The organism is Halomonas sp. 113, assembly GCF_904067645.1.
Lineage (GTDB): Bacteria > Pseudomonadota > Gammaproteobacteria > Pseudomonadales > Halomonadaceae > Vreelandella > Vreelandella titanicae.
Genome location: NZ_LR881453.1, coordinates 2,749,798 through 2,765,213, shown reverse-complemented (window position 1 = coordinate 2,765,213; position 15,416 = coordinate 2,749,798). Strand labels below are relative to the sequence as shown.

Below are 15,416 nucleotides of genomic sequence, written 5' to 3'. Positions count from 1 at the left end.
GGGTGGATAATAAGCTGGATATTAAAGTAACGATTCAAGCAGCCCCGTTTCCAATGGACTACGGCTATGACGATGCCTTGGCGGGGCGTAGTGATATTGGCGCGGTGGTGTGTTTTACCGGCTTAGTGCGTGATTTTAATGAAACGCCGGACGTCACAGGGTTAACGCTGGAACACTATCCGGGAATGACCGAGCGTACGCTGACGGAGATCGGTGAACAGGCTTGGCAGCGCTGGTCGCTCCAAGCGGTGCGGATTATTCATCGTGTCGGTTACCTGGGACCAGGCGATCCGATTGTGCGCGTACTCGTAGCCAGCGCACACCGGCGTGAGGCGTTCGAAGCCTGCGATTTTATTATGGATTGCCTGAAAACCCAGGCGCCTTTCTGGAAGAAAGAGCACTCTGCCCAGGGCGAGTATTGGGTCAAAGAGCGTCACTCTGATCAACAGGACGCAGCGCGGTGGGAGTGAAGTGCCGCGTCACTGTGCTCGTTGCACTGACACGAAACTGTCATTGCGAACGCAGTGAAGCAATCTCGGGGGTAGGCGCCACCGCTGGTTGAGATTGCCGCGTCGCTGCGCTCCTCGCAATGACATAATAAGAAGGCTCCTCGCAGTGACACGAAACTGTTATTGCGAACGCAGTGAAGCAATCTGGGTTTTATAGCCGTCGTTGAATGATGCCGCTCTAACGGTTAGCGGCACTTTCATACGCAGCAGGTTCTGGCATTTCGGCGGCCATAATCTGTAGATGCACGTCGGGAAGGTGCTGCATATGCTCCGCCAGCCACTGAACCATGCGAGGCTGTAATGCTTGGCGCAAGTCGGCAAGCGTCTCTGCTGCAATCTCCTCAAGCTGATCATCCAGCCAATCATTAAAGCTATCTTCATCCAGCGGGCTGGCCCCCGAGGCATCCAGCATCAAACGGCCAATACGCGCCCATCCAGTGTCAGTCGCCGTCACTGGCAGCGCTAAGTATAAGCTACCGCGACGGGCCTTGTTGGCGTCGTGCACGTCAAGACCAGGATGGGGCACCACGCTGTTTTGACTGACTATGCAGGGCGGCTGCGGATAGCGCGACTCACAGCGCAGCCCGTGACTGTCAAAGCAAATTAGATCGCCGTTCACCGGCGCCAATGGAGCGCTAATGCCTAGCTGTTTGGCAATAGTCTGATGAGCCTGCTGATGGCGTGCTTCGCCATGCACCGGTATGAGATGTTTTGGCCTGACCCACTGATACAGCTTGATCAGTTCATCCTGGGCGGGGTGCCCGGTAGCGTGCAGCTCAGGGTGGTTGAACTCGTCGTAGAGGTTGACACCTAAATGCGCCAAACGCTTTTTAAGCTGCTCAATGGGGCGTTCATTGCCAGGAATGGCTTTAGCCGAAAAAATAACGTTATCGCCCGGCTGAAGATCCACAAAAGGGTGGCGACCCTGGGCGAGACGCTGTAGCGCAGCACGGGGCTCGCCCTGGCTGCCGGTGGCGATAATCACCACTTCATCCGGGGGGAGATAGCCTAGGTCATGATTGGGCACCAGCGGCGGTAAATCATCCATATAGCCGAGCCCCCGGGCAACGCTGACCATGCGCTCCATTGAACGGCCCATCAAGCTAATGCGTCGGCCACACTTCTGAGCGGCGCGCCCTATCGCTAACACCCGGGCAAGGTTACTGGCAAAGCAGGAGACCACCACCCGGCCCTGGCAGTTGCCGAGGGTTTTTGTCAGGGCGCGGGCGACGTCCCCCTCGCTGCCGGAGTGCCCGGGCATGGGGGCGTTAGTGGAATCGCCCACTACCAAGTCAACCGGGGCAAGCGCCTTGAAGAGGGCTGCACTGATCGGCGTGCCGATAATCGGTTCAGGGTCGAGTTTCCAGTCGCCGGTATGTAAAACGCGATAGCCACCGGCCATCATTATTAGCGCACAGCTTTCGGGAATCGAGTGGGTTAAAAGTAAATAGCGCAGCGTGAATGGCCCGCTCTCTAGGGCCTCGCCAGGTTCAATGACATGGATAGCCGTACTGCTAAGCTGATGCTCGGCAAATTTTAGCCGCAACAGGTCCGCCGCCAGCGGTGTGGCGTAAATGGGGCAGTTCCACATCGGCCATAGCCAGGCTGCGGCACCAATGTGGTCTTCGTGACCATGGGTGATAAATAGCGCTTTGGGCACGATCCCTAGTGCTTTCGGCGTATCAAGATTGGGTACCTGCAGCGGCGAGTTGGGAAGATCCTGGCGGATCATCATGCCGCAGTCCACGGCTATCCAGTGATCGTCATAGCCGTATAGCGTTAGATTCATTCCAATCTCACCGCATCCCCCCAGCGGCAACATGCGCAGCGGTGGACGACGACGGGGACGAATTTGAACGCGTGGTGAATGCATCTGTTATGAAAAACCTAAAAAGTAGTGACTTAACTATACGGGAAGGCAGGGGCAGCTAACAATCATCCATGGCCTTCCGATACACTATGCGACCTAAGCCGCTGGTTTGTCATAATTAACTTAGCAATAGGTCAAGAGTAGCTCACATGTCTCATTATTATCGTTTAGTGGTTTCCTGTCCTGACCGGGTGGGTATTGTTGCACGGGTATCGAGCTTTATTGCCCAGCAGGGCGGCTCCATTACCGAAGCCAGCCAGCACTCCGATTTAGAAACCGGCTGCTTTTTTATGCGCTACGAAATTCTGGCGGATTCGGTAGGTATGTCGGCGGAAGCGCTGCGTGCGGCATTTGAACCGATAGCCAGCGAATTCAATATGCAGTGGTCGCTGGTGGATACCCAGCAGCGTAGGCGCGTAGTGCTGATGGTGTCGCGGGAGTCACATTGCTTGGTAGATCTACTTTACCGCTGGCAGGCGGGGGAACTGGATTGCGACATTGTCGGGGTTATCTCCAACCATGATGATATGCGTTCGCTGACGGAGTGGTACGGTATTCCTTATCACCATGTACCGGTCGACCCCGACAATAAGCAAGCATCGTTTGCCAAGGTTCAGGCCGAAATCGACAGTGCCCGCGCCGACTGCGTGGTGCTGGCGCGCTATATGCAAATACTGCCCCCTGAGCTGTGCGCGCGCTATGCGGGGCGAGTGATCAATATTCACCACAGCTTTTTGCCCTCTTTTGCCGGGGCTAAGCCCTACCACCAGGCCTACCAGCGGGGGGTTAAGCTGATTGGCGCTACCTGCCACTATGTGACCGAGGAACTCGACGCAGGCCCCATCATCGAACAGGATATCCATCGCGTTAGCCACTGTCATACGCCTACTGATCTAGTCCGCTTTGGTCGTGATGTGGAGAAAGCCGTGCTCGCTCGCGGTTTGCGTTGGCACTTAGAGGATCGTGTGTTGGTGCATGGCAACAAGACAGTGGTATTTAGCTAAGTACTCTATAATGCCCGCCCATCAACCTGAGAGGCCGCCATGTCATTTGCGCAAAGTGTATTATCGCCCTGGGCGCTGCTGCTCACCTGGCTACTCTCGTTAGCAGTGATCGCATGGGCGCTTTGGGGGCGTCCCTGGCAGGTGTTGATAGCGGATTCAGCGCTTCAGCACCGCTGGCTGGGTGCTACGCTGGCGGTGATGCTGATGTGGCAGCTTCGTGCCCAGGCTGTTGATTGGCTAACGCTACACCTTGTTTTTACAGTATTGATGACACTCGTTTTTAAAGCGCCATTAGCGCTGATTAGCAACGTGCTGATCAACATTGCCATGGTGGTGATTGGCCGCAATGAGTGGATGTTGCTGGGGGCAAATGTGCTGGTTACCGGGATCGTCCCGGCGGCCGTTATTGGCACGGTATGGCGGCTGGTAGATCGCCGCCTGCCGGATAACTTGATGGTATTTCTGTTTGCCTGCGGCTTTTTTGGCGCGGCGCTGGCAACGCTGGGAGGAGGCTTGGCGGCGGTAGTGCTGATTATCGTCGCGGGTACAGACCCTGAGGCGATCTATCTCGCCCAGGAGTATGCGCGTTTTTTACCACTGCTAATGCCTTCAGAGGCATTTATTACTGGCATGCTGCTGAGCATCCTGCTGGTCTATCACCCAAACTGGGTGGCCACCTTCAATGACCACCGCTATATCGACCTGCAGTAGCGGATTTGTTAGCCGAGTGCCTGGCCGTTGCCACCACGAATTACGCCGACTCCAACGCCTTCAATATCGAGCGCTTGAGAGCGCAGGTCGATTTCAATGGGCGCAAAATCAGGGTTCTCTGCAAACAGCGTCACTTGATGCCCCTGGCGTTTGAAGCGTTTAACCGTTACTTCATCGTCCAGGCGGGCAACCACGATCTGGCCATCGCGAACCCGGTCAGTGCGATGAACCGCCAGTAAATCACCTTCCAAAATGCCAATATCCTTCATGGAAAGGCCGCGTACGCGCAGCAGATAGTCAGCTTTGGGAGTGAAGTACTCGGCCGGTAGCGGGCAGTAGCGATCAATATGTTCGGCGGCCAAAATGGGGCTGCCGGCAGCTACTTCCCCGATCACAGGCAGGCCAGTGGGTGGGGCTTCCACGTTGGTTGTGGGTAAGGCGGTGACTGCGCTATCCAGGACTTCTTGAGGTTCCTGGTTGGGCAGGCGGATGCCGCGAGAGGTGTTGCGGATAATGCGAATAACACCTTTGCGTTCCAGCGCGCGCAGGTGCTCTTCAGCCGCATTGGGTGAGCGGAAGCCAAGTGCTTTGGCAATCTCGGCGCGGGTAGGAGGGTAGCCAAATTCGCCCATGGTCTTAACGATAAAATCAAACACGTGCTGTTGGCGAGCGGTTAGCGGACGCGACATACCAGACTCCATAAATAGTGAATAGACAGTAACAAGTTAAATGTCGACTTAATCAATAAGTGTTTAAGTATACAGTATGTTCCTCTGTCCAGTATATGGCTTGTCAGTGCCTATTGCCGATGTCTATGCAATTTTTCTAATCGTTTGAAACTAAGTTTCTGCTTATTTAATACGTCACATTTTGTCAATAAATCAAGCGTTGAGCCCGCCTACGTTATGGCATAGTATTTTGCTATGTTTTAAACACCTGTTTCCCTGGAGAGCGACATGGCTCAATCTGATACGGTGACCCGTATACTCGACACCGCCGAGGTGCTGTTTGCAGAGCGGGGTTTTGCTGAAACTTCGCTGCGCAACATCACTAGCAAAGCGCGGGTTAACTTAGCCGCTGTTAATTACCATTTTGGTTCCAAAAAAGCCTTGATTCAGGCCGTTTTTGCCCGCTACCTGGATCCGTTTAGTCAGCGCTTTCATACTGCTCTAGATGAGCTCGAGGGCCAACACGCCGGGCGCGTTATCCCGCTGGAAACACTGCTCGAGACCATGGCAACTACCGTTCTCGCGGTGCCCGCCGAGCGCAATAGTTTGAAAGTGTTTATGCGCCTGCTGGGTCTTGCCTACAGTCAAGCACAGGGACATCTAAGACGTTATATCCAGGAAGAGTATGGCGATGTGTTTACACGCTTCACCGAGCTTGTGCGCAAAGCAACGCCGGATCTGCCTGACGCCGAGCGTTTTTGGCGGCTACACTTTGTGCTCGGCACGGTAATCTTTACCCTGTCTGGCCTCGATGCGCTACGCGATATCGCGGAGAAGGATTACCACGAGCAGGTCTCTGTGCGTGATTTGGTCAGGCGATTGCTCCCGGTAGTGGTGGCTGCTATGAATGCGCCGTTACCCATAGCCCTTGACGGTGCCAAGCCAGAAGAAGGAAAACATGCGAACTCCTACGCTAGCTGAGCTACCTCCAACGGAACATATCTGGCTGGAGATCGATACTACCGAACAGTTGCTGCGCTGTTGGCGAGGGCCAAAAGTGCTCCATGAGTGTTCTATTTCATCCGGTGCTGCCGGAAGCGGGGAGCGCAACGGCAGTGGTAAAACCCCCCGCGGGTGGCACTATGTGCGCGCGGCCATTGGCGGTGATATGCCCGAAAATGCGGTGTTTCGAGGTCGCCGCTGGACGGGCGAGACATTTTCGCCCGAACTCGCCGAAGAGCATCCAGAGCGTGACTGGATTCTGACCCGCATACTGTGGCTGTGTGGCTTGGAAAAGGGCGTGAACCGCGGTGGTCAGGTGGACTCGCAACGGCGCTATATTTACCTGCACGGGACGCCGCCTGACGAGCCCATGGGCGTTGCTGCGTCCCACGGCTGTATTCGTTTACGCAATAGTGATTTGCTCTATATCTTTTCGTTAGCGTTGCCGGGCACCCCTGTTTGGTTGCACGGTGGACGCCAGTCCTTTGACTGATCAGATTTTGACACCGCTAGACGATCGTCTAGAATCATCGCCCCTTTTCATGGACCTATCACGATGACTCAACCGTTAGGCCCGGTCATGCTTGACCTTGAAGGCCCAAAATTGACGGCTGCAGAAAAACGCTTGCTGCTAGAACCGACGGTAGGGGGCGTAATTTTGTTTGCCCGCAACGTTGAAAATGGCTATCAGGTTCGCAAGCTCTGCAGCGATATTCGCCGTGTGCGTGCTGATTTACTGCTTGCCGTGGATCAAGAAGGCGGTCGCGTTCAGCGCATAAAAGAGGGGTTAACACGCCTGCCTGCCATGGCGCGTATCGGCGAGTGTTACCGCGCTGCCCAGGGAGAGGGGCTGGCGTTAGCTAAAGATGCCGGCTGGTTGTTAGGGATGGAGATGGCTGCCTGCGGTCTGGATCTGAGCTTCGCCCCGGTACTTGATGTGGAGAGCGGTCTATCCAGCGTTATTGGTGATCGTAGTTTCAGCAGTGACCCACAGCACGTAGCCCAGCTGGGCAATGCATTTATTCAGGGGCTTCACGATGCCGGTATGGCCGCTGTGGGTAAGCACTTTCCCGGCCACGGTGGTGTCGCGGCGGACTCACACGTTGCATTGCCGATAGACGATCGCCCGCTAGAAGTGATGAAACAGCACGATCTTGTGCCCTTTACCCAGTTAGCTTCACAGTTAGATGGGATTATGCCCGCACACGTTATTTATAGTGCTTTTGATACGCGCCCAGCAGGCTTTTCACCCAACTGGTTGGGCATGCTGCGGGAATCGCTAGGCTTCAAAGGCTGCATTTTTTCAGATGACCTGAGTATGGCCGGCGCCCACGAGGCGGGAGACCCCAAAGCGCGTGCCCAGGCAGCGCTGGCAGCAGGCTGCGATATGCTGCTGGTATGTAATGACCGAGCCTCCGCGCTTGAAGTGATGGAGGCATGCCACGGAATCAATTCTAAGCGCCCCGCTAAGTTGCGCTATAGCCGTGCGCGCCCAGACCTAGATGCGCTGAGTGCATTGGGCCGTTGGCGTCGTACTCACGCTAAGCTGGAAGCGCTAGCGGATAAGCCCCAGTTCAGCGCGGAAGCCGAGTAAGCCCAGTGCGGAAGCAGAGTAAGCCCAGCGCTGAATAAATCTCTTACTTAAATAAATGAAGTTTTAACCCGCCGTGGAGTTGGTAGATGTCAAAGTTGGATAAAGAAGCATTAGAGTCGCTGGACTCGATGCGTGAGCTGATGGATAACGCCGACTGCCTAATTTCTCAGCAAGAGGTAGAGCGGGCGCTGGATCGTATGGCGGAAGAGATTACTCGGGATTTAGGCGATAAACTGCCGGTTTTTTACTGCGTAATGAATGGTGGCTTGATTACCACCGGTCATCTGCTTACCCGCTTGGGCTTTCCGTTGGAAGTAGATTATTTGCATGCCACTCGTTACCGCAACGAGCTGCGCGGCGGTGAGCTTTTTTGGCGCGTTTCCCCTGAAGTGCCCATGGCGGGCCGTCACGTAGTGATTGTTGACGATATCCTGGATGAGGGGGCGACCCTGGCGGCCATTTTGGCTTACTGCGAAGAGGCCCAGGCCGCCAGCGTTACCACCGCGGTGTTGGTCGATAAACAGCACAACCGCAAAGCAGTGCCTGGGTTGAAAGCCGACTACTGCAGCCTGGAAGTTGCCGACCGTTATGTGTTTGGCTTTGGTATGGATTACAAAGGCTACTGGCGCAACGCGCCGGGAATTTTTGCCCCCAAAGGCATGTAATCCACTGGGGGCTTGCGTAGTTTTTGTAGTAGTTTTTACATTAGCGGGGCGAGAAACGCCTCGCTAAGCCGGTTTCAGCAATCATCCGCGTTGAAATCTCCTCCACCGAGAAGCGTGTCGCATCGATGAAGGGAATGTGCATGGTGCGGTAGAGCGACTCGGCCTGTTCCACTTCTTGTAGGCACTGATCCATCGAGCTATAGCGGCTATTGGGGCGTCTCTCGTTGCGAATTGCCGACAAGCGTCGCGCATCGATGGTTAACCCAAACAGCTTTTGCCGATGGGGCACGAGCGCCTTGGGTAGCTTCAGCATGCCATCTTCGTCTAAATCGTCTTCCGTCAGCGGGTAGTTAGCCGCCCGAATGCCAAACTGCAGCGCCAGATAAAGCGAGGTAGGTGTTTTGCCGCAGCGCGAGACGCCAACCAGGATGATATCCGCTTTATCGTATTGGTGGGTGCGTGCACCGTCATCATTATCCAGCGCGAAGTGGACGGAGTGGATACGATCCATGTAGACATCATCGCTGCCTATCGAGTGAGTGCGCCCAACGCTGTAGGAGGAGTGGGTCTCTAGTTCTTGCTCTAAGGGCTCCAGAAAGGTGGAAAAAATATCGACCTTAAAGCCGGACGCCTTACGAATAACGTCGCGTATTTGTTGATCCACAATGGTGTCAATGATAATGGGGCGATGACCATCCCGGTTGGCTGTCGACTCAATAATCGCTGCTAACGCCTGCGCTTTTTCCAACGTATCGATATAGGGCTTGGTCTGCATATCGATCTCAACATCGCTGAACTGGGCCAGCAAGCTACGTCCTAAACTTTCCGCCGTGATGCCGGTACCATCTGAAATAAAAAAAGCCGTACGTTTCATAACTAAGTCCACGGGTGAGTGATACGGCTATTGTGAGCCGAGCTGTTTGTCAGCACAACGTGTCATCATTGGGCGTTTTGGCGGGCTCAAATGTATCTGACTACATAAATAGCCCAAAAAGCCCTGCTGTTGTAAAAATCCTCCACTCTCTTCGCTATTAGACCAATGGCGAATATATTGGCGTGGTGCTAGGGTGTCCCAATCAATTATCCATGATCGTCAAGGTCATGCAGATATCTATGAGCGAGGGGGTTACGTGGAAGAGTACATTCTGTGGTTCGATCAGCTGGGCATGGCGGACGTCGAACGCGTAGGTGGTAAAAACGCCTCGCTGGGTGAAATGATTTCTAACCTGTCCGGTGCTGGCGTGACGGTTCCTGGCGGTTTTGCCACCACCGCCCACGCTTATCGTGAATTTCTCTCCCACGAAGGATTAAACGAGCGCATTAATGCCACCCTGGCCCGTCTGGACGTCGATGACGTTAAAGCGCTGGCTGAGGCGGGCCGCAATATACGCCAATGGATCATCGATACGCCGCTACCTCCTACCTTTGAATCGGCCCTGCGCGATGCCTACGGCCAGCTGCAGCAACAGCACCCGCAACTGAAAGTAGCCGTGCGCAGCTCAGCCACCGCGGAAGATCTACCCGACGCTTCCTTTGCAGGCCAACAGGAAACCTTCCTGAATATCGAAGGCTTCGACAATATCAAGCGTGCAGTGCACGAGGTTTTTGCCTCGCTGTTTAACGATCGTGCGATCTCCTACCGAGTGCACCGTGGCTACGCCCACGAAAATGTTGCCTTGTCGGCGGGCGTTCAGAAAATGGTGCGTTCAGAGACCGGTGCGGCAGGCGTTATGTTTACCCTGGACACCGAATCCGGCTTTAAAGACGCCGTTTTTGTCACTGGCTCCTGGGGCTTGGGCGAAACCGTGGTGCAGGGTGCAGTCAATCCCGACGAGTTCTACGTGCACAAGCCGACCCTGGCGGCGGGCCGCCCGGCGGTGCTGCGCCGTAATTTAGGTTCCAAGCTGATCAAGATGGTTTATGGGCAGGATGCCAGCGCCGGTAAATCGGTTGAGACCGTCGATGTGCCCCATGCCGACCGCGGCCGCTTCTGTATCAACGATCAGCAAGTGATGGATCTGGCCCGACAGGCGATGACTATCGAGCAGCACTACCAGCGGCCCATGGATATTGAGTGGGCGTTGGATGGCGATGATGGTCGGCTTTACATCGTCCAGGCGCGTCCTGAAACGGTGGTCTCTCAGCAGGAGGGCGGTAAACTCGAGCGCTTCCAGCTGCGTGAAAAGGGTCGTACGTTAATAACCGGCCGAGCGATTGGTCAACGTATTGGCCGGGGTACCGTCAAAGTCGTGCTCAGCCCTGATGACATGGATAAGATCCATGATGGCGATATCCTGGTCACCGATATGACCGACCCGGATTGGGAGCCGATCATGAAACGTGCTTCCGCGATCGTCACCAATCGCGGTGGGCGTACCTGTCATGCAGCGATTATCGCCCGTGAGTTGGGTATTCCCGCTGTCGTTGGCTGTGGTGATGCGACTACCCAGTTAAAAGAGGGTATCGATGTCACGGTTTCTTGTGCGGAAGGCGATACCGGCAATGTGTATGAAGGGTTGTTGGAGTTTGATTGCAAAGTCTCCAGCGTCGATGCGATGCCGGAAATCCCCTTTAAAATTATGATGAATGTGGGCAACCCTGACCGCGCCTTTGGGTTTGCCAGTCTGCCTCACGCAGGCGTGGGTTTAGCGCGTTTGGAATTTATCATTAACCGCATGATCGGCGTCCACCCTAAAGCGCTGTTGGAGTACGACACGCTGCCGGTTGATTTACAGCAGGTGATCGATTTACGTACTGCGGGTTACACCGACCCGGTCAGCTTCTATGTCGATAAACTGGTTGAAGGTATCTCCACGCTAGCGGCAGCGTTTCATCCCCAGCGCGTCATCGTGCGGCTGTCCGACTTTAAGTCCAACGAATACGAAAACCTGATTGGCGGCAAACTCTATGAGCCGGGGGAAGAGAACCCCATGCTCGGTTTCCGGGGGGCATCGCGCTACATTTCAGAGGCGTTCAGGCCCTGCTTTGAACTCGAGTGCCGAGCGCTCAAGCGGGTGCGTGAAGAGATGGGCTTCGAGAATATCGAAATCATGGTGCCCTTTGTGCGTACCACCGACGAAGCACGTGAGGTGGTAGAGCTGTTGGCGGCTAATGGCCTCGAACGTGGCGGCCCCACAGGGCTTAAAGTGATTATGATGTGCGAGCTGCCCGCCAATGCACTGCTGGCCGATGAGTTTCTGGAGTATTTTGATGGTTTCTCCATTGGCTCAAACGACCTGACCCAGCTAACGTTAGGGTTGGATCGTGATTCCGGCATCGTGGCGCATCTGTTTGACGAGCGTAATGGGGCGGTTAAAAAGCTCCTGGCCATGGCCATCCAAGCCTGTAAGGCGAAGGGCAAATATGTTGGTATCTGCGGACAGGGGCCGTCAGACCATCCTGACTTGGCTAAATGGTTGATGGAGCAGGGTATCGATTCTGTATCACTCAACCCCGATGCGGTGCTGGAAACCTGGTTTATGCTGGCAGGGCAAAAAATCGAGTAGTTATATTTATTTTAACTAATTTACGCCCGGCCATTGTGCCGGGCGTCGCTGTTTTTATAGGCTACTCTTTTGGAGTGGTTTTTTAACTTGTCATGGAGAGCGCTGAGATGTCACCAAAATCGGTTAAGTTTGCGCTACCTGTTCTGCTGGTAGCGCCATTGTATAGTTGGGGGTTTAGCTATGAGACGCCCTCCATTTCCCCTGAAAGCGAATCGGGCTATGAAGAGAAGCCCGGCTGGGAAGCCGAGTCATTTGCGGTGGCAGCAGCTAACCCGCTCGCCACCGATGCCGGTTACCAAGTACTTAAAGCCGGTGGTAACGCCATTGATGCGGCCATTGCGGTGCAGATGGTGTTGAACCTGGTCGAGCCTCAGTCCAGTGGTATTGGTGGTGGTGCTTTTTTGATGTACTTCGATGGCGATGAAGTGCGTGCCTACGATGGTCGTGAAACCGCGCCCCAAGGCGTTAACGGTGAGCTGTTTATGCAGGATGGCGAGCCGCTGGCGTTTAATGAAGCAGTGGTTAGCGGCCTCTCAGTGGGAGTGCCAGGCACGCTGCGTATGCTTGAGAAAGCCCACGCTGAGCACGGTGAGCTGGCCTGGGAAGAGCTGTTTATCCCGGCAATCACCCTGGCCGAGGAGGGCTTTGAGGTTAGCAATCGGTTGCATACCAGCTTGGCTGGTGATGAGTTTCTGCGCCAAGACCCAGTAGCGAGCCAGTTTTATTATGATTCAGACGGTGAGCCTATCGCCGTTGGTGAAACGCTCAAAAACCCAGCGTTGGCAGCCGTTCTTCGCCGCGTCGCTGAGCAAGGCAGCGTCGCCTTGTACGAAGGAGCCGTGGCACAAGACATCGTTGAGCGCGTTCAGAACCACCCTGAGCGTCCAGGCAGTTTGACGCTTGAGGATATGAGTGGCTACCAGGCGCTTAACCGAGAACCGCTGTGTACGCCTTGGCAACAGTGGGAAGTATGTGGTTTCCCGCCACCCTCATCGGGTCATCTGACCGTGATGCAGATTTTAGGCATGCTTGATCAGCAGCCACTGCTTGAAGCCCCGTTAGACAGTGGTGCTGCAAGCAGTGGGTGGCTGCATCAATTCTTGGAAGCCTCACGCCTGGCCTTTGCGGATCGTGGCCGTTACATCGCCGATCCTGACTTTGTCGAGGCGCCGGGAGGCGATTGGTCATTGATGCTAGCCCCGGAATACTTGGAGCAGCGTAGTGCACTTATCGAAGAGATGAGCATGGGCGACAGCGCTGAACCGGGTAACCCTGGGGAGCTTGACGTGAGCTGGGCTAGCCAGCCCGAACAGCCCGAGTACGGTACTAGCCATATCAGTATTGTCGATGAGGAGGGCACCGCGGTGGCTATGACCACCACCATCGAGCAGGCGTTTGGCTCGCGAATTATGTCCGACGGTGGCACGGGGCTAGCGGGTGGTTTCCTGCTCAATAACGAGCTCACCGATTTTTCATTTACCCCTGAAGTGGATGGCGAGCCCGTAGCGAACCGGGTAGAGCCCGGCAAGCGTCCCCGCTCCAGCATGAGCCCGACCCTGGTATTTGATCAAGAAACCGGCGAGCTGGTAGCCAGCTTGGGCTCCCCAGGTGGCGCCGCCATTATTCATTACACCGCCCGTACATTAGTCGCACTGCGCGACTGGGGGTTAAGCGCTCAAGAGGCGCTCAACCTTCCCCATGCTATTACTTTGGGTGGGGATGTCTATGTGGAAGAGGGGCGTTTTCCTGAGGCAACCATAGAATCACTGCGTGAGCGTGGTCATACGGTCAGCGAGCGGGAGCTAACCAGCGGCCTTCAGGCCATTATGCGCCTTGAAGATGGCACTCTGTTTGGTGGTGCTGATCCTCGGCGCGAAGGGGTGGTAATGGGCGATTAGTCCAACCTCTATTGGCGAAGCCAGTTGCGCAGCTTCACTAGCATTAGTGCACCGTCGCTTAATTCGCGGCGGACTTGAATAAGTTCGTTTAAACGATCTGGGTAGTCGGTGATAATCGCATCGACCCCCAGATCAATCAGCGTTGACATACGAGCTCGGTCATTGACGGTCCAGGCGTGTATTTCGTAACCGTATAGTCGCGCTAAGCGAACTTCCCCTTCCGTGATGCGGTTATGGCGTAGCCCAAGGGCATCAAAGTCACGCCGGTTTAGCGTGCCGGGCAGTATAAGCTGGGCCAGTAAGGTAACGCGCAATTCAGGTGCTTGGGCTTTGATATGTTTAAGTAATGATGGGGACATGGTAGCCATGCGCATATCCATTAGCGCATTGGGAAAACCGCACGCTGTATAGCCGTCAAAAGCGCTTTGTTGGGTTGCCCAGCAGCGATAGCGTACGTCACTCTCTGCATTCAAAGTCTCGATAACGGCATCGGCTAGCGCCTGTTCTTGCCCCGGCAGAGGCTTGATGTCGATCATTAGTCCGGCTTTTCCGCGCACTCTTTGCAGCGCTTCATCCAAGCCTGGAATGTTCTCACCTTGATAAGCATCACCAAACCAGCTTCCTACATCGAATTGGCTGAGTTCTTCTCTGGTTAGCTCGCCAAACTCACGAGGATCGCCGGTTAGCCGCGCCATGCTGCGATCGTGGTAAAGCATAACCTGTTGGTCACGGCTCAAGCGTACGTCTATTTCGATATAGTCGGCGCCATCAAGTAGTGACTGCTCCAGCGCGGCAAGGGTATTTTCGGGGGCCTCCATGGAGCTTCCACGGTGGGCAATCACCGCGACGTTGTCATGTATCTCAAAGCTATTGAGTATCCACCATGCTTGAAGGCCGGCAAAAATGAGTACGCTAAGCTCTACCGCCCAGGCCAGTTTGCCTGCATTAAAATCCTCCGGTGGCGGTGCGGGTCGAGCTTCTCTGTGGGCCAGCTGCATATAGAGGCAGGCGGAAAGCAGCGCATTGGTGGCAATACCGATGAAGGTAATGGCCAGGGTGATCAGCACATAGCCGAGTAAGTAGGCCAGCATGGCTGGGATGAGCACGGCATTATGCTCAGGCAGCCACCACAGAAGTGGCGTGAATAGGCGGTCAAAGAGCAGTGTCACCAGTAGCGGCAGGCTAACGATCACGACCAATAGCAGAAGTACCGCAGCGCCAATGGAGCGGCGCCAGCCGCAGGTTAAGCTAACGCTTCGTTTAAGTGCCTGCCAGGGGTTACAGCTTTCCAACGCAACGAGGGGGAGCGCCAATAGCCAGCGCAGGTAGAGCCATGACGCTACCCATACCCAGGCAATAATCAGTGGCAGCGCGCACGCCATGAAATACCACAGTGCAGGGGGACGCACGCGCTGAAGATAGTAGGGGTCTATACCACTCAGCCAGAAATCGTAAAGCCACGCGAGCCCAGCCATAAAGGGCACGAGCAGTAGTAAGTGGGTGCCTACCTGGAGTATGACAAGACCCGCGAGGGCAGGTAGCCGACGGGTGCTCAGCCATAGTGCCTCAAGGGCCAAGCGATAGTGGTTGTTGCGGGGCCTGACGGCGACTTGCAGCATGCCGGCCTGCTGCCAGTAAATAATCAAAAAAGCGAATCCAAGCCCTACCAGCATGCCTACCAAACCCAGCGGGCTAAACAGTAGTGAGATCAATTCATCGTTGGTGACCACGGTACGGTTGAGTTGGGCAAGCAGCCAGCGTGTCATCCAGGTGATCGCTGGCAGCAGCAAGGCTGAGGCGAGTAGGGTAAAAAACAGGTGGTAGGCGATCAGTGGGCGAAGATGATCGCGCAGCGTGCGTAGTAAGGCAGAGCCAAGGTAGGTCAAAGGCTGCATCGTCATTAAACGGTAAGAATGAGCCACCAGGGTGGCAGTAACCGCCACACCTGGCAAGAGGCTCTTTTAAGACAAATTTAATGACTACGGAGGT

Annotated in this window: 13 protein-coding genes; 9 read left to right on the top strand and 4 right to left on the bottom strand. The window is 55.1% G+C overall.

The genetic code is table 11. From position 1 onward, the window contains the following. Positions 1 to 2: 2 nt before the first annotated feature. Positions 3 to 470, top strand: coding sequence for a molybdopterin synthase catalytic subunit MoaE (gene moaE, locus YERSI8AC_RS12975; protein ID WP_268892482.1), 468 nt, complete (start codon positions 3 to 5; stop codon positions 468 to 470). A gap of 217 nt (positions 471 to 687) precedes the next feature. On the opposite strand, the gene YERSI8AC_RS12970 is transcribed toward moaE, so the two are convergent. Then, positions 688 to 2,298, bottom strand: coding sequence for a ribonuclease J (locus tag YERSI8AC_RS12970; RefSeq protein ID WP_159176853.1), 1,611 nt, complete (start codon positions 2,296 to 2,298; stop codon positions 688 to 690). A gap of 230 nt (positions 2,299 to 2,528) precedes the next feature. Between YERSI8AC_RS12970 and purU the strand changes: the two genes are divergently transcribed. Further along, the gene (gene purU / locus YERSI8AC_RS12965; RefSeq protein WP_159176852.1) at positions 2,529 to 3,383 is read left to right on the top strand and encodes a formyltetrahydrofolate deformylase; all 855 of its coding nucleotides are present in this window, start codon (positions 2,529 to 2,531) and stop codon (positions 3,381 to 3,383) included. A gap of 39 nt (positions 3,384 to 3,422) precedes the next feature. Continuing rightward, entirely contained in the window at positions 3,423 to 4,094 is a 672-nt protein-coding gene (locus YERSI8AC_RS12960) for an energy-coupling factor ABC transporter permease (protein ID WP_159176851.1), read from the top strand. 8 nt (positions 4,095 to 4,102) lie between these two features. Here the strand turns inward: YERSI8AC_RS12960 and lexA are convergent, their stop codons facing one another. Further along, complete coding sequence (lexA, locus tag YERSI8AC_RS12955; protein ID WP_022523251.1) at positions 4,103 to 4,783, bottom strand: transcriptional repressor LexA; 681 nt, start codon at positions 4,781 to 4,783, stop codon at positions 4,103 to 4,105. 267 nt (positions 4,784 to 5,050) lie between these two features. Here lexA and YERSI8AC_RS12950 point away from each other — a divergent pair, with 267 nt between their 5' ends. From YERSI8AC_RS12950 to YERSI8AC_RS12935, 4 genes are all read left to right on the top strand, one after another. Next, positions 5,051 to 5,743 (top strand): TetR/AcrR family transcriptional regulator, encoded by a 693-nt coding sequence (locus YERSI8AC_RS12950; RefSeq protein ID WP_022523252.1) that lies wholly within the window; start codon positions 5,051 to 5,053, stop codon positions 5,741 to 5,743. Further along, positions 5,721 to 6,257, top strand: coding sequence for a L,D-transpeptidase (locus YERSI8AC_RS12945; protein WP_022523253.1), 537 nt, complete (start codon positions 5,721 to 5,723; stop codon positions 6,255 to 6,257). The genes YERSI8AC_RS12950 and YERSI8AC_RS12945 overlap by 23 nt, the downstream gene beginning before the upstream one ends. A gap of 63 nt (positions 6,258 to 6,320) precedes the next feature. Then, the gene (gene nagZ / locus YERSI8AC_RS12940; RefSeq protein ID WP_022523254.1) at positions 6,321 to 7,358 is read left to right on the top strand and encodes a beta-N-acetylhexosaminidase; all 1,038 of its coding nucleotides are present in this window, start codon (positions 6,321 to 6,323) and stop codon (positions 7,356 to 7,358) included. Between the two features lie 86 nt (positions 7,359 to 7,444). Then, on the top strand, positions 7,445 to 8,023 hold the full coding sequence (locus YERSI8AC_RS12935) for a hypoxanthine-guanine phosphoribosyltransferase (protein ID WP_009286922.1): 579 nt from the start codon (positions 7,445 to 7,447) through the stop codon (positions 8,021 to 8,023). A 40-nt stretch (positions 8,024 to 8,063) separates the two neighbouring features. Here YERSI8AC_RS12935 and ppsR read toward each other — a convergent pair whose 3' ends face one another. Next, positions 8,064 to 8,897, bottom strand: a complete 834-nt coding sequence (ppsR, locus tag YERSI8AC_RS12930; protein WP_022523255.1) for a posphoenolpyruvate synthetase regulatory kinase/phosphorylase PpsR — start codon at positions 8,895 to 8,897, stop codon at positions 8,064 to 8,066. Between the two features lie 256 nt (positions 8,898 to 9,153). On the opposite strand from ppsR, the gene ppsA reads away from it, so the two are divergent. Further along, on the top strand, positions 9,154 to 11,529 hold the full coding sequence (gene ppsA / locus YERSI8AC_RS12925) for a phosphoenolpyruvate synthase (RefSeq protein ID WP_159177933.1): 2,376 nt from the start codon (positions 9,154 to 9,156) through the stop codon (positions 11,527 to 11,529). A 107-nt stretch (positions 11,530 to 11,636) separates the two neighbouring features. Further along, complete coding sequence (gene ggt, locus YERSI8AC_RS12920) at positions 11,637 to 13,427, top strand: gamma-glutamyltransferase (RefSeq protein ID WP_159176850.1); 1,791 nt, start codon at positions 11,637 to 11,639, stop codon at positions 13,425 to 13,427. Positions 13,428 to 13,435: 8 nt separating this feature from the next. On the opposite strand, the gene YERSI8AC_RS12915 is transcribed toward ggt, so the two are convergent. Continuing rightward, the gene (locus tag YERSI8AC_RS12915; protein WP_159176849.1) at positions 13,436 to 15,379 is read right to left on the bottom strand and encodes a glycerophosphodiester phosphodiesterase family protein; all 1,944 of its coding nucleotides are present in this window, start codon (positions 15,377 to 15,379) and stop codon (positions 13,436 to 13,438) included. Between the last annotated feature and the right edge of the window lie 37 nt (positions 15,380 to 15,416).